The following is a 22192-nucleotide window of genomic DNA, read 5'->3' as shown; positions in this document are numbered from 1 at the left end:
TTGATAAGTCTATCTTAAAAGGAAGGTCGTGAAATACTGCAAAAAGTGCGTTATACCAGATACTAGACCGGGCATTAGTTTTGATGAAAATGGTGTTTGCTCAGCTTGCAATAATCATGCACAAAAAGAACAAATTGATTATCAAGACAGACTTAAAGAGCTTGAAGCACTTTGTGATAAGCATAGGCATAGAAATGGTAAATTTGAGTATGACTGTGCTATAGCGGTAAGTGGGGGTAAGGATTCGCATTTTAAGGTGCATGTTATGAAAGAAAAGCTTGGAATGAATCCTGTGCTTTTTAGTGTGGAGGATAATTTTACCATGACTGAAGCGGGTAAGAAAAATCTAAAAAATTTAAGCGAAACCTTTAAATGTCATATCATCAGCTTAAAACCAGATATCAAAACCCAAAAAAAGATCATGCTAAAAACCTTTGAAAAATACGGCAAACCTACTTGGTTCATCGATAGGCTGATTTATAGCTATCCTTTTGCTATGGCTTTGAAATTTAACACTCCTTTGCTTGTTTATGGCGAAAATGTTGGTTTTGAGTATGGGGGGGGGGCATTGACTCCAGAGAAACTCCAAGTGCCAAAGATATTTTCTTAAACGGAGTAGCAAGCGATCTTGATATACAAGAATTTATCGACGAGGAAACGAGCGAGCAAGATTTGCAACTCTTTTTTAATCCTAATAAAGATGATTTAAACAAACTTGAGCCAATTTATTTGAGTTATTTTATTAAATGGAATTCTTATAGTAATTATATCTTTGCCAAAAGCAGGGGTTTTATCGATTTACAAGGAGAATGGGACAGAAGCCATTGTGCTGAAAACTTTGATCAAATTGATACTATAGGCTATATTGTTCATGCTTGGTTAAAATATCCTAAATTTGGGCATGCTATGGCGAGTGATTATGCTGCTCGTTTTATTCGGTATGGACTTTTAAGTAGAAACGATGCTATAAAAATTGTTAAACAAAGAGATCATAATCTTGATAACAAATGCGTGGAGGATTTTTGCAACTTCACAGGACTTAGCCGTGATCAATTTTGGAAAATTGTTGAAAAACATTACAATAAAGAGCTTTTTTACAAAAATGAATTTGGTGAGTTTAAGCTAAAAAATGAGCTAAAATAAAACAAAGTTGAGATTGGAACGCCTTTTGCTATAATAAAGCAAGAAAATAAGGTAGATTAAATGCAAAAAACTTTAATTATCGCTGAGGCTGGTGTTAATCACAATGGGGATTTAAGCTTAGCTAAAAAGCTTATTGAAAAGGCTAGCGAGGCTGGGGCTGATTATGTTAAATTTCAAAGCTTTGTAGCGAATGAGTGTATTAGTAAAAATGCCCCAAAAGCGCAGTATCAAGTAGAAAATGCCGAAGATAAAAATGAAACGCAGCTTGAAATGATCAAAAAGCTTGAGCTTTCAAGAGCCGATCACGAAGAGCTTATCAAGCATTGCAAGGATTTTAATATCAACTTTCTTTCTACCGCTTTTGATCTGCCAAGTATAAGACTTTTAGATGAACTTGGGCTTGAAATTTTTAAAATTCCAAGTGGCGAAATCACAAATTTACCCTACCTAAAAGCCATAGCAAAGCTTGATAAAAAAGTGATTTTAAGCACAGGAATGAGCCGGTTGCAAGAAATTTCTTGGGCTTTAAATGTTTTGATTCAAAATGGCACAAAAAAAGAAAATATCAGCATTTTGCACGCTAATACAGCCTATCCAACGCCTTTTGAAGATGCAAATTTAAAAGCGATTTTAACCTTACAAAATGAGTTTAAAAGCCATGATATAGGCTATTCAGATCATACCCTAGGCATTACTTGTCCTATCATGGCAGTAACTTTGGGTGCAAAGATCATTGAAAAGCATTTTACCTTAGATAAAACGATGAGCGGACCAGATCACAAAGCAAGCTTAGAGCCAAGCGAGTTAAAGGCGATGATACAAGCTATCAGGCAAGCTGAGCTTGCTCTTGGAAGTGGCTTAAAAGAATTAAGCCCTAGTGAGAAAGAAAATCTTAAAATCGCTAGAAAAAGCCTCGTTGCAAGCTGTGCAATCAAAAAAGGCGAAAAATTTAGCGAACAAAATCTTACGACAAAAAGACCGGCAAATGGCATTTGTGCTATGCGTTATGATGAGTTTTTAGGTAAAATCGCAAGCAAAGATTATCAAGCAGATGAGCTTATCGATGAGTAGGAGAAAAATTTGTGTCGTAAGTGCGACAAGGGCTGAATGGGGCTTGCTTAGAAATTTATGCAAAGAAATTAATGCCGATAAGGACTTAAAACTTCAGCTCATCGTTACAGCTGCTCATTTGAGTGCTGATTTTGGGCTAACTTATAAGGAAATAGAAAAAGAATTTAAGATCGATAAAAAAATTCCTATTTTGCTTGCAAGTGATGATAAGATCAGTATTTGCAAGGCTATGGGGCTTGGGTTTGTTTCTTTTAGCGAGGCTTTTGAGACTTTAAAGCCTGATATAGTCGTTATTTTGGGCGATCGCTATGAAATGCTTTGTGTGGCTAGCGTGTGTTTGATGATGAAAATTCCAATCGCTCATTTGTATGGCGGAGAGCTTACTTTGGGTGCGATTGATGATAGTATAAGGCATGCGATAAGCAAAATGGCTAGTCTTCATTTTGCGGGTGCAAATGAGTATAAAAATAGGGTTTTGCAGCTTGGCGAAGAGCCTTGGCGTGTCTTTAATGTAGGCAGTTTAGGTGGCGAAAATATCCAAAAATTAAAACTTTTGAGCAAAAAAGAGCTTGAGCGTGAGCTTGAGTTTAAATTTGATAAAAAGATTTATCTTATCACCTATCACCCTGAAACTCTTACTTCAAGTTCTTTGCAAAAAGAAGTTAAAAGCTTGCTTCAAAGTCTTGATAAATTTAAAAGCTCAAGCCTGATTTTTACCAAGGCAAATGCCGATGAAAACGGCATTTTTATCAATGAGGCTTTAAAAGTGTATTGTGATAAAAATCCTCACAAAGCAAAGCTTTTTGATAGTCTTGGAACGCTTAAATACCTAAGCCTTATGAAAATTACTAACGCAGTCGTTGGAAACAGCTCAAGTGGGCTTATAGAAACGCCTTTTTTTAAGACGCCTTGCATTAACATAGGATCACGCCAAAATGGGCGTTTAAGAGCAGCTAATATCATCGATGTGAGTATGTCAAATTTGCAAAAAGGCTTTGAAAGGCTTGAGAGTAAGGAATTTAAAGAGTCTTTAAAAACGATGAAAAATCCTTTTGAGAGCAAAAATCCAAGTTTTGAAATTAAACAAAGGCTTAAAAATGCCGATTTAAGCGTGCTAATAAATAAAAATTTTGTGGATTTAAGGAGTGGGTATGAACATTGATAAGCTCAAATTAAAAGAAAACTCCACGATCAAAGAAGCACTAAAGGTTCTTGGCAAGGAAAGAGTGAGAATTGCTTTGGTTGTTGATGATAAAGATAGTTTGCTTGGGGTTTTAACTGATTCTGATGTAAGAAAGGCTTTGCTTGAGGGCTATGAACTTCACTCATCTTTGCAAAATATTTATACAAAAAATCCAAAAACAATCACCCCAAGCACAAATCGAAACGAAATTTTAGCCCTTGCTTCTAAATATGATATTTATGATTTTCCTGTTGTTGATGAAGATAATAGGGTGCTTAAAATACTTAGTGTTTCAAAGATTTTAGAAAAAAAGAGCAAAACAAATAAAATCGTCTTAATGCTTGGTGGTCTTGGAACGCGTCTAGCTCCTTTAACCAAAGACACACCAAAACCTATGCTTAAAGTTGGCTCAAAGCCCATTTTACAAACCATAGTGGAAAGATTTGCAAAACAGGGCTTTTATCATTTTATTTTTTGTGTCAATTATAAAAGTGAGATCATTAAGGAGTATTTTAAGGACGGAGCTGATTTTGGTGTCAAGATAGAATATATCAAAGAACAAAAGCGTCTTGGTACAGCCGGAGCATTATCCTTGCTCAAGCAAAATGAGCTTAGCCCTGATGAGAGCTTTTTTGTGATGAATGGAGATATTTTAACCGAGCTTGATTTTGCCTCTATCTTGAAACAACACAAAAGAACACAAAGCCTAGCAACGATGTGTGTGAGGGAATTTAGCTATCAAATTCCTTATGGGGTTGTAAAATGCGAGGATAATAAAATTTTGGATATAGAAGAAAAACCAACCTTTAGTTTTTTGGTTAGTGCTGGAATTTATGTGTTAGAGCCTGAGGCTTTAAAATTTTTAAAAGAAAATGAATACCTTGATATGCCTGATTTATTTTCCTTACTTTTGAAACAAAAAGCGAGAATTAGTAACTATGAGATCAAGGATTATTGGATCGATATAGGCAGAATTGATGAGTATAAAAGGGCAAATGATGAATTCGAAAGCTAAAGCCCTAATCATCGGCTTTGGAAGCATAGGTAAAAAGCATTTTTTAGCCTTAAAAGAGCTTGGTTTTGAAGTAAGCGTGCTTTCAAAAAGTGCTGATGAGAGCTTGTTTGAAGAATTTGGCTCTTTTGAAATTTACCGCTTTTTTGAGGAGTGCGATTTAAGCCGCTTTGATTATTTCATCATCGCAAATATCACTACAAAGCACTTTGAAACCCTTAAAAAGCTTGATAGCTTGGTAAAAGATAAGATCATTCTTGTGGAAAAACCTTTGTTTGAAAGCTATAAAAGCTTAAATTTGCAAAATAAAGTCTTTGTGGCTTATTTGCTAAGATTTAACCCCATTTTGCAAAAGCTTAAAGAACTTTGCGTAAATTTAAGCATTTATAATGCTAGTATAGTTTGCAAATCTTACTTGCCTTGGTGGCGTAAAGGTGATTATAAGCAAAATTATAGTGCAAAAAAAGAGCTTGGAGGCGGAGTTTTGCTTGATTTATCGCATGAGCTTGATTATGCGATGTGGCTTTTTGGGGATTTAAACTTAATTTTTTCAAAAAATGCTACAATTTCAGAGCTTGAAATCACAAGCGATGACTTTGCTTTTTTATGTTTTGAGAGTAAAAAGGCTTTTGTGAGCATTAGCCTTGATTGTTTTTGTAAATTTAATGAAAGAAAGATTATTATCGACTCTAAAGAATGTTCGATAAAGGCTGATTTGATAGGAAATTTCATTGAAATTTATGATGTGAAGCAAAAATGCTTGAGATTTGACTTTGAGGCAAATACCTTGCTTACGCTTAAGGCTTTGCACAAAGGCGTTTTAAATAATGACAAAAACACGCCAAGCCTAGATCAAGCCTTAAAGCTTTTAAAGATATGTGATAAGATCAAAAAGGAAAATCAAAGATGAAAAATGTTTTATGCACCATTTGTGCAAGAGGCGGAAGTAAGGGCGTTAAAAACAAAAATATTAGAAAAATAAATGGCTTAGAAATGATTGCTTATAGTATCATTCAAGCTAGAAATTCAAAGCTTTTTGAACATATAGTAATCAGCACAGATAGCGATGAAATCGCAAGCGTAGCACAAAAATACGGCGCTGAGGTTTTTTTCAAAAGAAAGGCAGAACTTGCTACTGATAATGCTGCAAAAGTGCCCGTTATGCGTGATGCTTTGCTAAGAAGCGAGGAGCATTTTAATACTCAGTTTGATATTTTAATCGATCTTGATGCAAGTGCACCTCTTAGAAGTAGCAAGGACATTTGCAAGGCTTATGAGCTTTTTATCAAGGAGGGCAAGGAAAATTTGATCACAGCAGTTCCCTCAAGACGCAATCCTTATTTTAATCTCATCGAAGTGCAAAATGGGGTCGTTGAAAGATCTAAGATCAGCGATTTTACCACGCGTCAAAGTGCGCCAAAATGCTATGATATGAATGCGAGTATTTATATTTTTACAAGAAAAAGACTACTTCTTGAAGATAGCGTTTTTGGAGCTAAAACAAGTCTTTATGTGATGAGCGAAGATACTGCTTTTGATGTGGATAGTGAGCTTGATTTTGACTTAGTTGAGTTTTTGATAAAAAGAAAAAATTTAGAGCAAAAGGATTTTTAATGCACGCACTTTTAGAAAATAAACTCATCGTTGTAGCAGGAGCTTGCGGCAGGATAGGCAAGGCTTTATGCAAAAAGATCTTAGCAAGTGCTGGGGAGGTGGTTTTAGCAGATATTAATGAAGAAAAAATGAAAGAATTTGCAAAAGAGCTTGAAACTGAGTTTAAAAAAGAAGTTTTTTTTGTAAAAATGGACATTTGCTCAAGACGGAATTTGCAAGAAAATATAGAAAAAATAGCACTTAAATTTAAAAAAATTGACGCCTTTGTTAATTCTAGCTATCCTTTTGGCAAGGACTGGGGAAAGGTGCCTTATTATGAGCTTGAGTATGAGCAAATTTGTGAGAGTTTGAATTTGCATTTGGGTGGCTTTATGCTCGCAGCACAAGAATTTGTGAGATTTTTTAAAAAGCAAGGTTATGGAAATATCATCAATCTTAGCTCTATCATGGGTGTTTATGCGCCTAAATTTGAAAATTACGCGGGAACTTCCATGCAAAGTAGCCTTGAATACAGCGTGATCAAAGCAGGGATTAATCACCTTGGCGTATGGCTTGCAAAAGAACTTTTTAACACTAATATAAGAGTTAATACCTTAGTAAGTGGTGGAATTTTGGACAATCAACCAGAAATTTTTTTGCAAGCATACAGAAAATGTTGTGCGAGCAAAGGTATGCTAGAAGCTCATGATGTGTGTGGGGCTTTGGTATTTTTGCTCAGTGATGAGAGTAAATTTATAACAGGGCAAAGTTTGGTGGTTGCTGATGGTTGGGGGCTTTAATGCAAAATAACGAGCTTTTTTTAAAAAATACTCAGGCTTTGTTTGAAGTCGATCAAGTGCTTGCTTATGAGCTTAGGAGTTTGCATGCTTGTCAAAGATTTGGTTTAGATGAAAATTTAAATATCTTTGATAAAAAAACGCAAAGCTTTGTGTATCAGGATATGAGTAAGGATATACAAGAAAATTATCTTTTTTTTAAGCAAAATTATGAAAAATATCCGGTTTTGTTTTTTTATGGCTTTGGAAATGGTATGCTAATAAAGCTTTTGCTTGAAAATGATAAACACAAACATATCATCATTTTTGAGCCCGAGCTTGAAATTTTATATCTTGCTTTTCATTTATTTGATTTTACGCACAATTTAAGCAAGGAAAGATTGATTATTTTTTATACAAAGAGCCTAAATTCAGCACAGCTTAATACGCTTTTTCAGTATAAAGATATAGCAACTTCGGTAAAAACTTATAATTTTAACTTGCAAAGCGAGTTTTATAATAAGGCATATTTTGACGAACTTAATCAAATCAATGCCCAGATCATTCATGAAATAAAATACTCAGTTTTGGGCAAGGGAAATGATCCTGTTGATTCTATAGTGGGTATAAAACAAGCCTTGCAAAATTTGCCTACAATGTTAGCTCATGGGGTTTTTCAAGATTTTCTAAAGCAAAGAAAGGGCAAGGTAAAAAATGCCATCATCGTTGCTACTGGACCAAGTCTTGCAAAACAACTTCCCTTACTTAAAGAATATCAAGATAGAGCAACTATCTTTTGTGCTGATTCTTCTTATGAAATTTTATATAAACATAATATAAAACCTGATTATGTTTTATCATTAGAAAGGATTGATTTTAGTTCAGAGTTTTTTAACAATGACTTTGGGGAATTTGATAAGGGGATTTTATTTATAGTTTCTTCCTTAGTTCATGAAAATACGCTTTCATATTTTGAAAAAACTCACAGGGATTTTATGCTTGTTTTAAGACCACTGCCTTTTTCCTTACAGCTTGAATTACCTAAATTTGGGTATTTAGGAACAGGACATAGTGTTGCTAATATGGCTTATGAGTTAGCTGGGGCTTTAAGACATGAAAATATCATTTTGATAGGACAAGATTTAGCTTATGGTAAAGACGGAGTGTCTCATACTGATGATTTTAGGTATCTTGAAGATCATAAGCAAGACTATGAAAAACATAAGGGAAGATTTACCACTGTAGCTTATGGAGGGGAAGGTTTTGTTGAAAGTTCTGATGTTTGGACACTTTTTAGGCAGTCTTTTGAAAGAGATATAAACATTGTAAAAAATATGCTTAAAATCAATACCTACAACTGTACAGAAGGTGGTGCAAGGATAGGGGGAACTTTGGAAAAGCCTTTTAAAGAAGTATGCGAAAGTCTTTTGGTTCAAAAAATAGATAAATTTCTTTATCAAGCTCCTACCTTGAACGAACATCAAAGAAATAAGGAGCTTAAAAAAATAAAGCAAAAACTTGAAAATAATGTCAAAAAGTTAAAAAAATTTAGCCAAGATTGCCTTAAAGAGCTTGACAAGGTTGCAAAGCTTTTGGAAGTTTCAAATGTAGAGGATTTCGATATAAAAGAAGCACTTAAATCCAAACAAGCCCTTATGATTTTAAAAGAAAAGCTAAGGGCTAAGAATTTACATAGTGAAGCTCTTGCTACGCCTTTGTTTCATAATGATTGTGAGCTTGTTAGGATTGAAACCATGTCCTCAGGTTCGCAACAAGAACAAGTTCAACAGCTCATCACTTGGCTTGATACACAGCAGCATTGGTTTCATGATATACTACTTTATACAAACGCTCAACAAAAAGCTATTGAAGAAAGTATAGAAAAATGGTAAAATTTAAATAAAGGAGAAGTGATGATAAAAACAGATATTTTTGAAAAAAATATAGAAGTGATGAGTGGAGAAAGATATATAAATTTAAAAGAAAAGCTTTTGAGCATCAAAGCCCCGAAAAATTTTTCTTATCAGTTTAGTAAGGACAAAGATCCTTTAAATACCAATATCATAAGAAGAGATAAAAAAGAACTTTACAAAGAACCTTTAAAAGAGCTTGAAGAAAAAATCAAATCTTTTAAAACGGAGTATGCAAAATATCCTTCTTTATTTTTTTATGGGATAGGAAATGGGGTTTTGTTTAAGGTTTTGCTTCAAAATCAAGCTTTTAAACGCATTATTGTTTTTGAAAATGAAGTAGAACTCATTTATCTTGTTTTAAATATGATTGATTTTAGCGAGGATATATCAAAGGCAAGGCTAATCATCATTGATGCAAATGAGTATTCTTATGTTAAAGCAAATTATATTTTTAGAATGCCTGAAATAGAGCTTTTTTTTAAGCTTTATTTTTTGCATACAACTTGTGATTTTTATCAGGATAATTACAAGGATATCATCAAAGAAATCAATTCTTATAATCTTGAGGCAATGAAATCAATAGCCTTAATGCATGGTAATGATCCAGCTGATGCCTTGCAGGGCATTGAGCAATATGTGTTAAATTTACCTTTTATGATCTCTCACATAAGTATCAAACACCTTTTAGAAAAAAGAAAGGTAAAAGATGGTGCTGCCATCATCGTTGCTACTGGACCAAGTCTTGCAAAACAACTTCCCTTACTTAAAGAATATCAAGATAGAGCAACTATCTTTTGCGCTGATTCTTCTTATGAAATTTTATATAAGTATGGTATAAAACCTGATTATGTTTTATCATTAGAAAGAGCGGAAATCACTTCAGAGTTTTTTAACAATGACTTTGGGGAATTTGATAAGGATATCATCTTTATACTTTTTTCTTTAACTCACCCAAATTCTATTAAATATCTTGAAAAAAATAAAAGATCTTATATACTTACGCAAAGAAGTTTACCCTTTGCTAGATATATGAAACTTGATGATTTTGGATATTTTGGTGGAGGAATGAGCGTAGCTAATATGGCTTATGAAGTAGCCTCAGCATTAGGCTATACAAAAATTTGTTTAGTAGGACAAGATCTTGCTTATGGCAAAGATGGGGCTTCTCATGTAAAAGAATATAGAAATCCTTTTTTGCATGAAGGACATTATGAAAGACATAAGGGTAGATTTACCACCACGGCTTATGGTGGAGATGGCTTTGTGGAAAGTTCTGAGGTTTGGACACTTTTTAGGCAAATTTTTGAAAATTTCATAGAAAGAGATAAACGAAGGATTAGTACTTATAATTGTACGGAGGGTGGTGCAAGGATTCATGGGAGTATAGAAATGCCTTTTAAAGAAGCTTGCGAAACATTTTTTAGTAAGCCCTTAAAAAAACCCTTTAAAAAACTTACACGAGTGAGCATGAAACAAAGAGATAAATATATGCTTGATGCCTATAAAAAACTTAAAAAAGGTATGTCTCAAACACAAAAGATGATCAAAGAGTGTAAAAAAATACTCAAGCAAATTCATAATCTTACAAGTGGAAAGCAACATGAAACGCCACTAGAACTTTGCGAAAGAATAGATAGCGTTAGAGAATTAATAGAAAGTAAAAAAGGTTTTTTTGTTCACGAAATTTTATCTCCTTCGTTATTTCACCAAGATTCCCAGCTTACTCCTTTGTATGTGAAAAATATCAGCAACGAAGGTGAGCAACAAAATAAGCTTGTCGCATGGATTTTTGCTCATGAGGCTTGGCTTGAAGAGATTATTAATCTTTCTCAAGTGATGATTTCAAGGATAAAATATGATATTATCCCCTTGCAAGATAGGCTAGAAAAAAGAAATTTGTTGTAAGATAAAAAGCCCTTATTTATAAGAGAATTTAAGCATAAATTTTTTACTTCAATGCTACAATAATGCTTTTATAATCAAGGGGCTTTTATGGATATTTTTAAACTCGAACAAAACAAAACCAGCGTTAAAACCGAGCTTATAGCAGGGCTTGGAACTTTTTTGACAATGATTTATATCATTCCTGTAAATTCAAATATCATGTCAAATGCAGGTATGCCAATTGATGCTTTGATCGTGGCTACTGCTTTAGTTACTCTTATAGCTTGCATGTTTAATGCCTTTTATGCAAATACTCCTGTTGCCATGAGTGTTGGAATGGGAATGAATGCGTATTTTGCTTTTAGTGTTTGTTTGGGAAGTGGCATTGCATGGCAGAGTGCCTTGGGTGCTGTTTTTATATCAGGAGCTATTTTTTTATGTCTTGCCTTTACAAATTTTAGGGTTTGGGTGATTAAGAGTATCCCTTTAGATCTAAGGCTTGCTATTTGTGCTGGTATTGGTGCGTTTATAGCCTTTTTGGGCTTAAAAGAAATGGGTGTTATCGTTTATAATGAAGCCACTCTTGTAGGACTTGGAAATTTAGCAAGTGCCAAGGTGCTATTTGGACTTTTTAGTTTTATTTTGATCTTGCTTTTTTGGACACTAAAGATCAAGGCAGCTTTTATCTTAGCAGTGCTTATATCTTCTTTAGTTGCTTGGATTTTTGGTATTGGTGGGGCTACTTTTCCAAAAGAGCTTGTTTCTTTACCAAATTTTAGCTCGGTCGATGGTTTGGGTGCTATTTTTTTACAACTTGATATAGCTTCAGCCTTAAATTTAGCGATGATACCAGTTATTTTAACCTTTTTCATCACTCAGCTTTTTGATAGTATAGGAACGATAACAGGCGTTGGGGCAAGAGGAAAAATTTTTGAAGGAGAAGAAGGAGAAAAAAAGCTTGGCAGAACACTCATTAGCGATGCAAGTGCTTCAAGTGTGGGTGCTTTGGTGGGAACTTCAACCGTTACAGCCTTTGTAGAAAGCACAACAGGGGTAGAAAGTGGAGGAAGAACAGGGCTTACAACCTTAGTCGTGGCACTTTGCTTTGGACTTTGTTTGTTTTTTTTGCCTTTGTTTAAGGCTATTCCGGCAAATGCAATTTACCCTGTTTTAGTTATGGTGGGTATCTTGATGTTTATGGAAGTAAGAAATATCAATTTTAAAGATCCAAGCATAGCTGTAGCAACCTTTTTCATCATCATCATGATGCCCTTTACTTACTCGATTACAACAGGTTTTGCCTTTGGTTTTGTAAGTTACTTGCTCATGCGTATTTTTAGCAAAGAATTAAACCAAATTTCTTTGGGAATTTGGGTTTTGAGCTTGATTTCTTTAGCAATTTTCGTGCTTAAATTTATTTGATATGGAGTAAAAATGAGATTTTATAGTTTTGATGAGTTTGTGGGCGATACTCAGTTTTTAGCAAGAAATATCAAGCAAGAATTTGATCCTGAAGTGATTTTAGCCATTGCTAGAGGGGGTATGAGTTTAGGACATTCTTTAAGCGTGGCACTTAATAACCGCAATCTTTTTTCCTTAAATTCCATTCATTATGAAGATACAAACAAACTTGATAGCATTAAAATCTTTAATATCCCTGATTTGCATGATTACAAAAAGGTCTTGCTTGTTGATGATATCATTGATAGTGGCGAAACAATTAGCGAGATTAAAAAGCTCCTGCTTGAAAAATTCCCTCATCTTGATCTTAAAATCGCAAGTATTTTTTATAAAAGTAAAGCCTTGCTTATCCCAGAATTTAAGGTAAAAGAAGCCCTTGAATGGGTGGATTTTTTCTGGGATATTAAAATTGATTAAATAAAAATGAAGTATAATTTGGACTATAAATTTTGAAGATAAGAATTTGCTTGTTGCTTTTTTTATGCCTAAGTGTAAGCTTGTGCGATGAATTTGATGACTTTGAAGCAGAATTTGAAGAATTTAAGGTTAATGATCCCTTATCAGGATACAATAAAATGATGACAAGCTTTAATATAGGCTTTTATAGCTATGTAGCAAGACCGGCGATTAAATCTTATAATTTTATCACACCACAATTTTTACGCACAGGAGTAAAAAATATCATGGGCAATCTTGCTATGCCTATGCGTGTAAGCTCTTTGCTCTTGCAGTTTAAATTTAAGGAAGTGGGTATAGAGTTTAAAAGATTTGGCGTAAATATGTTTTTTGGCTTTTTTGGGGTCATCGATGCGGCAAGTAACACAGGCATTGCCAAGTATCCGGCTGATTTTGGAACAGCCTTGGCACATTGGGGTGTTGGCAGTGGCTTTCATCTTGTTTTGCCTATACTTGGTCCTAGCAATCTTAGAGACACGCTTTCAATGCCTGTGAATTGGTATTTAGTCCCAACAGGCTATATAGAGCCATTTTATGTTAGTTTAGCTGTAAATTCTTATGTAGTGATGAATGAGCTGTCTTTTCAAACTGATACACTTGATGAGCTTTATTATAATACCCCAAATGTCTATCCTTTCTTGCGTGATGCTTATGAGCAAAGACGCATTGAAATGAGCAAATAAAAGGAGAAAAAATGAAAACTTTAGCATTTTTATGCGTCTTTGTGGTGGCTTCTTTTGCCCTAAAGCTTGAAAATATCTCAAGCACTATGCAAGAAAATATCGATAAAACCTTGCTGATACTAAAAAATACAAGCGGAGATAAAAGCAAGGCAGCAGGAAAAATTTTTGAGCTTTTTGATCCTATATTTGACTATAAGCTTATGGCTAAACTTTCTTTATCTAAACACTATGACAAGCTTAGCGAGGCTGAAAAAAAGCAATTTAGCGAGGCTTTTGAAGCCCAGCTTAAAAAAAGCTTCACTGATAAATTACATCTTTACAAGGATCAAACCCTAAAGATTGTCAAAGGAGAAAAAAATGACAAAGGCACGAGATATTTTTTAACAAGCGTGATGAGAATTGATGGGGAGGATAAATTTGTAGTGTTTAAATTTTATCAAAATCCCCAAAAAGACTGGCTCATTTATGATGTCGATGTTTTGGGCGTGAGCATTATACAAACTTATAGAACTCAGTTTGGCGATGTTTTGGAAAATGAGAATTTTCAAACCCTGTTAGAAAAAATCAAAGCCGTTAATTTTTATCAAAAATGATATTTTCAAAAATCCTTAAAATCCTCATAGCGTATAAAAAAACAAGTCTTTTTTTTACGCTTTTGTGTTGTATCATCTTAAGTAGCTTTGCTTTTAAGCTCTCAGTTGATGCAAGTGCTGAAAGCTTGCTTTTAGAAGATGATAAGGATTTGAAAATTTTTAGAGAGCTTAGCAAGCATTATAAAAGCGATAATTTCTTAATGCTAAGCTTTTCTCCTAAAGATCAAGACCCTTTTTCAAGGTCAAATTTAGAAAAACTTGCCTCTTTACACACAAATTTAGAACAAATTTCAGGCATTAATAGAATTTTAAGCCCTCTTAATGCTCCCTTGCTTAAAAGTAGCGATAATAAGGACTTAAAAGATTTACTTAAACATATCCCAACCCTAAAAGATGCGGATATAAATCTTACAAAAGCAAAATGGGAATTTACTAATAGCCCCTTTTATCAAGGTAATATCATTTCAAAAGATGGTAAAACTGCTGCTTTGATCATTTATCTTGAGCCTGATTTAAGATACACAGAGCTTATTTCTTTAAGAGATGAGGCAAAAGATGAAAATGAAAAAGCACATTTTCGCCTTCTTATCAAAAAACACCAAGAAGAGCAAAAACTTATAACAAGTAAGCTTTTGCAAGAGATCAAAACGCAGATGAAAGCTTATGAAAAAGAAGATATTGATCTTCATATCAGTGGGGTGAGTTTGATCGCTGATGATATGATTTCTTATATCAAAGATGATTTGCTTGTTTATGGTTTGAGTTTGATTTTGCTTTTAAGCCTTGCTTTATGGTGGTTTTTTAAGGCGTGGCGTTTTGTGATTTTGCCCTTATTTGTATGTCTTATTTCTTTAAGTAGTGCAAGTGGAATTTTTGCTTTATTTCATTTTCCTATCACGGTCATTTCTTCAAACTATGTAGCTTTAATGCTTATCATCTGCGTTTCTGTTATCATTCATCTTATTGCTCATTTTGTAGAACTTAGCCACAACTTTCCAAAAGCAAGCATCCAAAGACTTGTTTTAGCCACTCTTTTAGCCAAGGCTAAGCCTAGTTTTTATGCTATTTTAACCACAGCCATAGGCTTTTTAAGTTTGCTTTTTTCTGGCATTGAGCCTATCATTAAGCTTGGCATTATGATGAGTCTTGGTATAAGTGTGAGTTTGATTCTTTCGTATCTTTTCTTTGCAAGCATTTTACCTTGCTTAAAGCCAAGGGCGTATGCTTTAAGGAAATTTAATTTCAGCTTCTTAAGCTTTTGTGCAAATACAAGCTTAAAATACAAAAAAAGTATATATGTGATTTGCTTTTTTGCTGTTCTTTTAGCTCTTTTGGGTATTTCTAAACTTAAGGTTGAAAACTCTTTTGTAAATTATTTTAAAGATAGTAGCGAGATCAAACAAGGCTTGCTTGTTATTGATAAAAATTTAGGCGGGACCTTGCCCTTAGATCTTATCATTAAATTTAAGAAAAATGAAACAAAAACTCATTCAAATGATAGTTTTGAAGATGAATTTGAAGCCTTGTCAAGCAAAGAAACTTATTGGTTTGATTCTAGGAAAACAAGGATAGCTAAAAGGGTGCATGAATACCTTGTGCAAAAACGCTTTATCGGCTCAGTTTTAAGTCTTAATAGCCTACTTATCTTAGGAAAGGATATTAACGAGGGCAGGGATTTGGACGATTTCGCCCTTGCTTTTTTAAATGAAAACTTACCTCCTCATTTTAAGCAAGATTTGCTTTCTCCTTTTGTAAATATAGAAGAAAATGAGCTGAGATTTTCCATGCGTATCATTGATTCTGATAAAAATTTAAAAAGAGATGATTTTTTAAAAGAGTTAAATGAAGAGCTTAAAACGCTTTTAAAAGATGAAGAGCTTGATTTTAAGCTAACAGGAATCATGCTTTTATACAATAACATGCTTCAAAGCCTTTTTGCGTCGCAGTTTAATACCCTAGCCTTTGTGGTGCTTGTGATCTTTTCTTTATTTGTGGTGATTTTTAGAAGTTTTAGATATGCAAGTGCAGCAATTTTAGCAAATATCATACCTTTGAGTTTGGTTTTTGCCTTTATGGGATTTTTGGGCTTGCCTCTTGATCTCATGAGTATCACTATAGCTGCCATTGCTATAGGAATAGGCGTTGATGATGCCTTGCATTATGTATATCGCTTTAAAGAAGAGCTTAAAAAGCAAAGCCTAGAAAATGCCATTTTTACAACGCACAGATCCATAGGTTCAGCGATTTACTACACCACCTTTGCCATAGTTTTAGGCTTTAGCGTGATGATGAGTAGCAATTTTATCCCAACGATTTATTTTGGCGTTTTAACCATACTTGTTATGCTACTTTTGCTCTTGGGAAGCTTGTTTTTACTGCCTTGCTTTTTAAGCACTTTTTATAAAAAGGTTTAGTATTTATACAATTTTTATGTAGATTTACATGTATTCATTTTGTATTCATATAAATTTAAGTTAAGAGGTATTAGAATTATCTCATCTGTTTGTTATGGAAGTGAAATGAGTAAAAAAGAAAGAATTAAACTTGAAATTGATATACTTAAGGCTTTGATTTTAGCTTTTTTGACTGCCATTTTTGGTATTTTTGGATATTCTGTGATTAATTATCAAAGTATTGATTTGGTAAAGGCAGTGGCGATAATGCTTGGCATCATGGTGCTTTGCATTCTTTTATATATTTGTGCAAAAAAGGTTCTTAAAAATTTAAAAGATATTGAGGAGTTACAATGATAGGTATAATTTGTGCAATTATTGCTTTAAGTGCTTTTTTTGGTGCTTCTTTAATGATTTTAAAAATGATTGAAAGAACAAATGAAATTCAAAAATAAGCTTTCATTTTATACAATAAAAAGCCTCCTAGTTTTTTTAAATTCTTTTTTGATCTCATTTGCTTGTTTTAAAAAGATAAAAAATCCTCCCTTATACCAAGTTTTGCAAGCTTTCAAAAAGGCATTTCCAAGTTGATAGGAAAGATGATTTTCAAGTTTTAAAGCATTTTGATAATCCTTACAAAGCTCTAAAGGTGGCATGGCTAAATTTGGATTATAAAAAATTCTTTGCTGATATATCTTTTCGAGCTGTTTATGTTTTAGTGCTATTTTGATAAGTAAAAATGGCAGTTTAAAAGATTTTTGATTTCGTATAAGACAAGCTCCAAGTTCATAAGCAAGACTTGTTTTTATCCTAAATCTTGCATTACTCATTCTAGGATCGATCAAATTTAAAAGCTCATTTTCTAAGGCTTGCAACTGAAGTTTTTTAAACTCTTTTTTAAAACAAGGTGTTTTTAAAGCCATATCCCACCAAAGTTTGATATGAGTATTTTGTAAATTTAAGGTATTTGCCAAAAAGCTATTCCAAGGCTTTTTGTCTGTATAATGAATGATTTTTATATCTTTTAAAGCCTCATCACATTCTTTTTGCGTGTAAAAAGTTTGGGTTTTAAAATTGATATGTTGCAAAAAATTGTATTTAAAAGAAAGAATTTTCAAATCCTTTTTATCACACAACACAGCATTAAAAGCACCTTGATCATGGATATCAACCACATAGTCTTTGAGTAATAAAAAAATCTTTTCTTCTATATTTTCAAGTCTAAATTTGTTTAAATTAATAAACAAAAAGCCAGCATTAAAATAAGTCTTATCAAGCCTTAAAATATAGTCTTTACTTGGATCTTTTTTGTGTAAAATCTTTTGTGTGTTTAAACTCTTTTTATCCAGCACACAAGCTAAAATCTTATCTTCTAAATTTAGCTCAAAAAGCTCTCTTATATCGCCCACACAAAGCATATCAGTATCCAAATAAAGACAAGTTTTTATATGACTTGGCAAGATAGAAGCGATTTTAAGCTTAAAATAAGTAGCGTGATTTAGTCCCTCGCCAAAGGTTTGAAACTGAGAAAAATCCTCTTTTATAGTATAATTTGAAAGTTCGCAAGGATAAATTTCATTTAATTTAGCTCTAAGTTTATCTAGTTTTTTAAGATTTTTTTCACTTATAAAATCACTGATGATATGAAAATGAAATTTCTGGCTTAAAGCCCCCCCCCCCTTGTGTGTTTTTTATAATGCTTGTCATTAAAACGGCTGTAAATTTAATGTATTTATCATCGGCTACAAAGACTATATCAAAGTTCATTTAAAATCCTTTCACATTTCTTTCTTGGCTCATTATCCTTGTAAATAGGACGACCAACCACGATAAAATCAGCATTTTCTTGCTTTGCCCTTTGAATGTCAGCCACTCTTTTTTGATCATCGCTTTCTTCTTTGAAAGGGCGAATTCCAGGCGTTAAGGTAAGAAAATTTTGATTTGTAGCATTTTTGATAAGCTTGCTTTCAAAAACCGAGCAAACCATTCCATCAAGCGAACTTTCAAAGCAAATTTTGCTAAAATTTTCCACCGCTTCTTTTAAATTCTGCTTGTAAATTTGATGAAAACCTTGCTCATCAAAGCTAGTAAGTGCCGAAACTCCAAGCACCAAAGGGCGACTTTTAAGTGTGTTTAGTCTTTGCATGCAGATTTTAAGTGCTATTTCTCCGGCACTTGCGTGAAGATTGATCATATCAACACCAAATTTAGCAAGCTCTTCGCAAGCATCAGCCATGGTATTTGGGATATCATAAAGCTTAAGATCTAAAAAAATCCTAAAATCACCGATTTTCTTAAGCTCCTCAATAAAAGCAAAACCCTCCCTATAAAAAGCACGCATGCCAACCTTAAGCCACAAATCAAGCCCTCTTAACTCGCTTGCAAGCTTCAAACACTCTTCTTTGCTTGCTAGATCAAGTGCTACGCAAAGCTTCATTTTAAGTCCTTTTGAAGTGCGTCAAGCACAGCATTGATGAGTTTTGATGAGTTTTCATTGCCAAGTTCTTTGCCAAGTTCTACGGCTTCATTGATGATGATAGCCTTTTGCGTGTCGCTAAAACAAAGCTCATAAGCACTTAGCCTTAAAATCATCAGCTCAGTTTTGCTTAGCCTTTCAAATTCTTTTAAATTCGCACTCAAAAGCTCATCAAGCCTTGCTAAATTCTCACAAACGCCCTTATAAAGCTCCAAAGCAAAGTTTTTTTGCTCATTGCGAATTTTTTTTTCTTCTAAAAACTCATCTATAAACTGCGTGTTTTCTTCATTCATCTCATTTGCGTAAAGTAAGGACACAACGCAAGTTCTTACCTGATGACGCGTCGCCATTTTAAGCTTTCAAATTCAGTTTTAAATTTAGAATTTCAATCAAAGTTGTCATAGCCTCAAAGCCCTTATTTCCAGCCTTGCTACCAGCTCGTTCTATGGCTTGTTCTATGGTGTCTGTGGTTAAAACTCCAAAACTTACAGGCACATTGTGTGCTAAGCTCACATTTGCAATGCCCTTAGTCGTCTCAGCTGAAACATAGTCAAAATGAGGCGTTGAGCCGCGGATCACAGCACCCAAGCAACAAATTGCGTCAAATTTCTTACTCTCAATGGCTGTTTTTAAGACAAAAGGAAGCTCAAAAGCACCCGGCACTAAAATGAGGCTTAAATTTTCTTCCTTGCCTCCATGTCTTAAAAAAGCATCTTTAGCTCCTTCTACTAAGCGATCGGTAATGATGTGATTAAACCTTGCATTGATAATGGCAATTTTTTCGCTACCTTTTAAATTTAATTTTCCCTCTATGATTTTCATTTTTATTCCTTTATGCTTTCTTGAATTTTTAAAATTTGTTCGACACTTGCCTTAAGTCTTGCTGGGGTGAGTTGATTTGGTCCATCGCAAAGTGCTTCGCAAGGATTTACATGCGTTTCAAAGAAAAAGCCATCAACGCCAACCGCAGCAGCAGCCCTTGCTAAAGGCTCGATAAATTCGCTTTTTCCTCCACTTTTCCCCCCTGCAGCACCGGGCATTTGCACGCTGTGAGTTGCATCAAAGATCACCGGAGCAAACTCACGCATAATGACAAGGCTTCTCATATCAACGACTAAATTTCCATAGCCAAAGCTAGCCCCACGCTCAGTTACAAAAACGCCGTTTTTCAAAGCCACCTCAAAGCCCTCATCTTTCACGCCTCTTGTTTCAAGCACCTTTTTAACGCTATATTTGATATCGGCAGGATTTAAAAACTGACCCTTTTTGATATTAACCTGAGCCTTTGTTTTTGCAGCTGCTACAAGCAAGTCTGTTTGCCTGCACAAAAAGGCTGGAATTTGCATCATATCAGCTACTTGTGCTACGGGTGTAGCTTGGGTGCTTTCGTGAATGTCGGTTAGAATTTTCATGTTAAATTCATCTTTTACAGCCTGTAAAATCTTAAGCCCCTCATCAAGTCCGGGTCCTCTAAAAGAGCTTATGCTGGTGCGATTTGCCTTATCAAAGCTTGATTTAAAATAAAAATCTATCCTTTCATCTTGTGCCAAGCTTTTAAGCTCGTTTGCTACTTTAAAAACAAGTTCTTTGCTCTCAATCACGCAAGGTCCTGCGATCAAAATCATTTTTTTCATTTATTTTCCTTTTTGTTTTTTCACTAAAATCAATCCGCCAAATACTATGCCAATTATACCGATAAAAACCATAGCACTTGGTAAATCATCGCCCAAAATTATACCCAAAATAAGAGAAAAAACTACATCCAAATAGCTTACCCCAGCCACAACCCCAGCTTGTTTTGCCACACCATAAGCCTTGGTAACATGAATTTGATAAATTGTGCCAAAACAGCCCATAACAGCGATCAAAAACCATGCTTTTAAACTTGGCATAACAAAGGGAGTAAAGAGAAAATCAAGACTTGGTGGAGAGTAAAATTCCCCTATGATCATCGATAAGGCTGGAAGTAAGGTCCCAATCAAGATAAAAGAAAAGGCTATAAGCTCTGTAGCATAGTACTTTCGAAGCTGACGCACGCTAGTAAGAGCAAGTGCGGCTAAAAACCCACTTAAAACACCAAGAGAAGAGTTTTTAAAATCAAAGCCTGTGTGCGAGTGTGTATCTGCCCAAGGTTGAGAGACTAAAAGCACGCCTAAAAAGGCGATTAAAATCCCAAAAATACCTTTTAAGCCTATATTTTCTTTAAAAATAAAAAAGGCTATGATCGTAATAAAAATTGGTGAGGTTTTTTGAAAAGCAAATGCCCCTCCAAGTGAGATATTTGAAACATTATAGAAAAAAAGATATAAAGAAAGAGCTCCTGTTATCCCTCTAAAAATGAGAAGCCATAGGTGTTTACCTTCTTTATGTATCTTGATTTTTTTGAGTATATAAAGCATAAAAATAACCCCAATGGCATTTCTAAAAAACATGATCTCAACTGATGAAAGCTCATCGCCCAAAAGCTTGGCACAAGCTCCAACTAGAGTAAAATCTAAGCAGGCTATGATCATAAAATACACACCAAGATTGTGTTTGATTATCCTTAACATTGTTTTCTCTTTAATTTTTAAAAGGGATTGTACTTAATTTATCTTTTAAAATGAGTTAAAATAAAAGAAATTTTTAAAATATTCTCAGTGATGAAGTGGGTTAAAGAATAGTCTTTTCTAGTCCAAATTTATTACTAATAGTAACATTAAAATTATTTTATTATACAAAATTACACATTTTCAAAGAAAAAATATTATAGAATATCTCTTTAGTAAAACATTTTAAGGAGAAATCAAAGTGAAAGTAGATTTAAATAGCGATCTAGGAGAGGCTTTTAGTATCTATAAAATGGGAATGGACGATGAGATATTGCAATTTGTAAGCTCTGCAAATGTGGCTTGTGGTTTTCATGCAGGAGATCCTTGTGTTATGGCAAAGACCTTAGAATTAGCTAAAAAATATGGTGTTTGCATAGGAGCTCACCCTTCTTATCCTGATTTGTTAGGTTTTGGAAGACGCAACATGTATATAAGCTTTGAGGAGGCGAAGAATTACATTTTGTATCAGCTTGGGGCTTTATATGCTTTTGCCAAAGCAAATAAGATGAAAATTTCTCATCTTAAGTTACATGGTGCATTTTATAATATGGCTAATTTTGATGAAAATTTATCCTTAGCTCTTTGTGAAAGTATAGCAGAATTTGATGACAATATTATCATCATGGGACTAAGCGGTTCTTTAATGGGAGAAATCGCTAAAAAAAAGGGTCTTAGATATGCTAATGAAGTCTTTGCAGATAGGGCATATAATGATGATGTCACCTTGGTTTCAAGAAAATTAGCAGGTGCTGTGATTGAAGATGAAGATGAGGCTATTGAGCGTGTTGTTGCAATGATTAAAGATCATAAGACAACAAGCATTAATGGCAAGGAAATTGATCTTGAGGTTGATAGCATTTGTGTTCATGGAGATAATGTCAAGGCTTTAAATTTTGTAAAAAGAATTCGAAAAACGCTTGAACAAGAGGGTATAAAAATCTGCCCTCTTGAAGAACTTGTGTGA

General features: G+C 34.0%; 22 protein-coding genes and 1 pseudogene. 16 read left to right on the top strand and 7 right to left on the bottom strand.

All coding sequences use genetic code 11. The features are described 5' to 3' along the window. The first annotated feature begins 28 nt into the window (after window positions 1-28). The 15 genes and pseudogenes from DMB92_RS02745 (at window position 29) to DMB92_RS02675 (ending at window position 16518) form a co-directional block, all read left to right on the top strand. Window positions 29-1143, top strand: a pseudogene (locus DMB92_RS02745) (N-acetyl sugar amidotransferase). A 60-nt stretch (window positions 1144-1203) separates the two neighbouring features. Further along, entirely contained in the window at window positions 1204-2214 is a 1011-nt protein-coding gene (gene neuB / locus DMB92_RS02740) for an N-acetylneuraminate synthase (protein WP_142681523.1), read from the top strand. Continuing rightward, window positions 2207-3376, top strand: a complete 1170-nt coding sequence (neuC, locus tag DMB92_RS02735; protein WP_142681522.1) for a UDP-N-acetylglucosamine 2-epimerase — start codon at window positions 2207-2209, stop codon at window positions 3374-3376. The genes neuB and neuC overlap by 8 nt, the downstream gene beginning before the upstream one ends. Then, window positions 3366-4412, top strand: coding sequence for a nucleotidyltransferase family protein (locus DMB92_RS02730; protein ID WP_142681521.1), 1047 nt, complete (start codon window positions 3366-3368; stop codon window positions 4410-4412). The genes neuC and DMB92_RS02730 overlap by 11 nt, the downstream gene beginning before the upstream one ends. Continuing rightward, a complete protein-coding gene (locus DMB92_RS02725; protein ID WP_221886245.1) occupies window positions 4393-5319 on the top strand; it encodes a Gfo/Idh/MocA family oxidoreductase in 927 nt (308 codons plus the stop codon). The genes DMB92_RS02730 and DMB92_RS02725 overlap by 20 nt, the downstream gene beginning before the upstream one ends. Next, window positions 5316-6023 (top strand): acylneuraminate cytidylyltransferase family protein, encoded by a 708-nt coding sequence (locus DMB92_RS02720; RefSeq protein ID WP_142681516.1) that lies wholly within the window; start codon window positions 5316-5318, stop codon window positions 6021-6023. Before DMB92_RS02725 ends, DMB92_RS02720 begins: the two co-directional genes overlap by 4 nt. Continuing rightward, the gene (locus DMB92_RS02715; RefSeq protein WP_142681515.1) at window positions 6023-6802 is read left to right on the top strand and encodes an oxidoreductase; all 780 of its coding nucleotides are present in this window, start codon (window positions 6023-6025) and stop codon (window positions 6800-6802) included. Before DMB92_RS02720 ends, DMB92_RS02715 begins: the two co-directional genes overlap by 1 nt. Then, a complete protein-coding gene (locus tag DMB92_RS02710; protein WP_142681514.1) occupies window positions 6802-8670 on the top strand; it encodes a motility associated factor glycosyltransferase family protein in 1869 nt (622 codons plus the stop codon). Before DMB92_RS02715 ends, DMB92_RS02710 begins: the two co-directional genes overlap by 1 nt. Before the next feature lie 21 nt (window positions 8671-8691). Continuing rightward, entirely contained in the window at window positions 8692-10596 is a 1905-nt protein-coding gene (locus DMB92_RS02705; RefSeq protein WP_142681513.1) for a motility associated factor glycosyltransferase family protein, read from the top strand. A gap of 87 nt (window positions 10597-10683) precedes the next feature. Next, the gene (locus tag DMB92_RS02700) at window positions 10684-11997 is read left to right on the top strand and encodes an NCS2 family permease (RefSeq protein WP_142681512.1); all 1314 of its coding nucleotides are present in this window, start codon (window positions 10684-10686) and stop codon (window positions 11995-11997) included. Window positions 11998-12009: 12 nt separating this feature from the next. Continuing rightward, window positions 12010-12453 (top strand): phosphoribosyltransferase, encoded by a 444-nt coding sequence (locus DMB92_RS02695; RefSeq protein WP_142681511.1) that lies wholly within the window; start codon window positions 12010-12012, stop codon window positions 12451-12453. Window positions 12454-12482: 29 nt separating this feature from the next. Beyond that, window positions 12483-13175 carry a VacJ family lipoprotein gene (locus DMB92_RS02690; RefSeq protein WP_409513384.1) on the top strand — a complete coding sequence of 231 codons (693 nt, stop codon included), beginning with the start codon at window positions 12483-12485 and terminating at the stop codon, window positions 13173-13175. Window positions 13176-13186: 11 nt separating this feature from the next. Continuing rightward, a complete protein-coding gene (locus DMB92_RS02685) occupies window positions 13187-13768 on the top strand; it encodes a phospholipid-binding protein MlaC (protein ID WP_142681509.1) in 582 nt (193 codons plus the stop codon). Then, window positions 13768-16182, top strand: coding sequence for an efflux RND transporter permease subunit (locus DMB92_RS02680; protein WP_142681586.1), 2415 nt, complete (start codon window positions 13768-13770; stop codon window positions 16180-16182). The genes DMB92_RS02685 and DMB92_RS02680 overlap by 1 nt, the downstream gene beginning before the upstream one ends. A 105-nt stretch (window positions 16183-16287) precedes the next feature. Further along, on the top strand, window positions 16288-16518 hold the full coding sequence (locus DMB92_RS02675) for a hypothetical protein (RefSeq protein WP_142681508.1): 231 nt from the start codon (window positions 16288-16290) through the stop codon (window positions 16516-16518). A 107-nt stretch (window positions 16519-16625) separates the two neighbouring features. Here the strand turns inward: DMB92_RS02675 and DMB92_RS02670 are convergent, their stop codons facing one another. From DMB92_RS02670 to DMB92_RS02645, 7 genes are read right to left on the bottom strand one after another with little or no spacing between them, the layout of a single operon-like run. After that, complete coding sequence (locus DMB92_RS02670) at window positions 16626-17789, bottom strand: glycosyltransferase family 8 protein (protein WP_260604734.1); 1164 nt, start codon at window positions 17787-17789, stop codon at window positions 16626-16628. Window positions 17790-17793: 4 nt separating this feature from the next. Continuing rightward, on the bottom strand, window positions 17794-17928 hold the full coding sequence (locus DMB92_RS09335) for a hypothetical protein (RefSeq protein ID WP_260604724.1): 135 nt from the start codon (window positions 17926-17928) through the stop codon (window positions 17794-17796). Then, entirely contained in the window at window positions 17918-18598 is a 681-nt protein-coding gene (gene pyrF / locus DMB92_RS02665; RefSeq protein WP_142681506.1) for an orotidine-5'-phosphate decarboxylase, read from the bottom strand. The genes DMB92_RS09335 and pyrF overlap by 11 nt, the downstream gene beginning before the upstream one ends. Further along, window positions 18595-18987 carry a transcription antitermination factor NusB gene (gene nusB / locus DMB92_RS02660; protein ID WP_142681505.1) on the bottom strand — a complete coding sequence of 131 codons (393 nt, stop codon included), beginning with the start codon at window positions 18985-18987 and terminating at the stop codon, window positions 18595-18597. Before nusB ends, pyrF begins: the two co-directional genes overlap by 4 nt. Before the next feature lies 1 nt (window position 18988). Next, window positions 18989-19459, bottom strand: a complete 471-nt coding sequence (gene ribH / locus DMB92_RS02655; protein WP_142681504.1) for a 6,7-dimethyl-8-ribityllumazine synthase — start codon at window positions 19457-19459, stop codon at window positions 18989-18991. A gap of 2 nt (window positions 19460-19461) precedes the next feature. Further along, the gene (kdsA, locus tag DMB92_RS02650) at window positions 19462-20271 is read right to left on the bottom strand and encodes a 3-deoxy-8-phosphooctulonate synthase (protein WP_142681503.1); all 810 of its coding nucleotides are present in this window, start codon (window positions 20269-20271) and stop codon (window positions 19462-19464) included. Next, window positions 20272-21189: a DMT family transporter gene (locus DMB92_RS02645; RefSeq protein WP_142681502.1), complete on the bottom strand. Its 918-nt coding sequence runs from the start codon at window positions 21187-21189 to the stop codon at window positions 20272-20274. 238 nt (window positions 21190-21427) lie between these two features. Between DMB92_RS02645 and DMB92_RS02640 the strand changes: the two genes are divergently transcribed. Continuing rightward, window positions 21428-22192, top strand: coding sequence for a LamB/YcsF family protein (locus DMB92_RS02640; protein WP_221886243.1), 765 nt, complete (start codon window positions 21428-21430; stop codon window positions 22190-22192).

This window comes from Campylobacter sp. MIT 99-7217 (assembly GCF_006864365.1).
Lineage (GTDB): Bacteria > Campylobacterota > Campylobacteria > Campylobacterales > Campylobacteraceae > Campylobacter_D.
This window is presented reverse-complemented; position numbering and strand designations above follow the sequence as displayed.

What these genes read in the sequence shown, in the direction of transcription:
- DMB92_RS09335 (WP_260604724.1), bottom strand. Translation starts at nt 17,928, where the DNA reads ATGAACTTTGATATAGTCTTTGTAGCCGATGATAAATACATTAAATTT.
- DMB92_RS02645 (WP_142681502.1), bottom strand. Translation starts at nt 21,189, where the DNA reads ATGTTAAGGATAATCAAACACAATCTTGGTGTGTATTTTATGATCATA.
- DMB92_RS02720 (WP_142681516.1), top strand. Translation starts at nt 5,316, where the DNA reads ATGAAAAATGTTTTATGCACCATTTGTGCAAGAGGCGGAAGTAAGGGC.
- neuC (WP_142681522.1), top strand. Translation starts at nt 2,207, where the DNA reads ATGAGTAGGAGAAAAATTTGTGTCGTAAGTGCGACAAGGGCTGAATGG.
- DMB92_RS02715 (WP_142681515.1), top strand. Translation starts at nt 6,023, where the DNA reads ATGCACGCACTTTTAGAAAATAAACTCATCGTTGTAGCAGGAGCTTGC.
- DMB92_RS02685 (WP_142681509.1), top strand. Translation starts at nt 13,187, where the DNA reads ATGAAAACTTTAGCATTTTTATGCGTCTTTGTGGTGGCTTCTTTTGCC.
- DMB92_RS02705 (WP_142681513.1), top strand. Translation starts at nt 8,692, where the DNA reads ATGATAAAAACAGATATTTTTGAAAAAAATATAGAAGTGATGAGTGGA.
- pyrF (WP_142681506.1), bottom strand. Translation starts at nt 18,598, where the DNA reads ATGAAGCTTTGCGTAGCACTTGATCTAGCAAGCAAAGAAGAGTGTTTG.
- DMB92_RS02710 (WP_142681514.1), top strand. Translation starts at nt 6,802, where the DNA reads ATGCAAAATAACGAGCTTTTTTTAAAAAATACTCAGGCTTTGTTTGAA.
- DMB92_RS02730 (WP_142681521.1), top strand. Translation starts at nt 3,366, where the DNA reads ATGAACATTGATAAGCTCAAATTAAAAGAAAACTCCACGATCAAAGAA.
- ribH (WP_142681504.1), bottom strand. Translation starts at nt 19,459, where the DNA reads ATGAAAATCATAGAGGGAAAATTAAATTTAAAAGGTAGCGAAAAAATT.
- neuB (WP_142681523.1), top strand. Translation starts at nt 1,204, where the DNA reads ATGCAAAAAACTTTAATTATCGCTGAGGCTGGTGTTAATCACAATGGG.
- DMB92_RS02700 (WP_142681512.1), top strand. Translation starts at nt 10,684, where the DNA reads ATGGATATTTTTAAACTCGAACAAAACAAAACCAGCGTTAAAACCGAG.
- DMB92_RS02675 (WP_142681508.1), top strand. Translation starts at nt 16,288, where the DNA reads ATGAGTAAAAAAGAAAGAATTAAACTTGAAATTGATATACTTAAGGCT.
- nusB (WP_142681505.1), bottom strand. Translation starts at nt 18,987, where the DNA reads ATGGCGACGCGTCATCAGGTAAGAACTTGCGTTGTGTCCTTACTTTAC.
- kdsA (WP_142681503.1), bottom strand. Translation starts at nt 20,271, where the DNA reads ATGAAAAAAATGATTTTGATCGCAGGACCTTGCGTGATTGAGAGCAAA.
- DMB92_RS02695 (WP_142681511.1), top strand. Translation starts at nt 12,010, where the DNA reads ATGAGATTTTATAGTTTTGATGAGTTTGTGGGCGATACTCAGTTTTTA.
- DMB92_RS02725 (WP_221886245.1), top strand. Translation starts at nt 4,393, where the DNA reads ATGATGAATTCGAAAGCTAAAGCCCTAATCATCGGCTTTGGAAGCATA.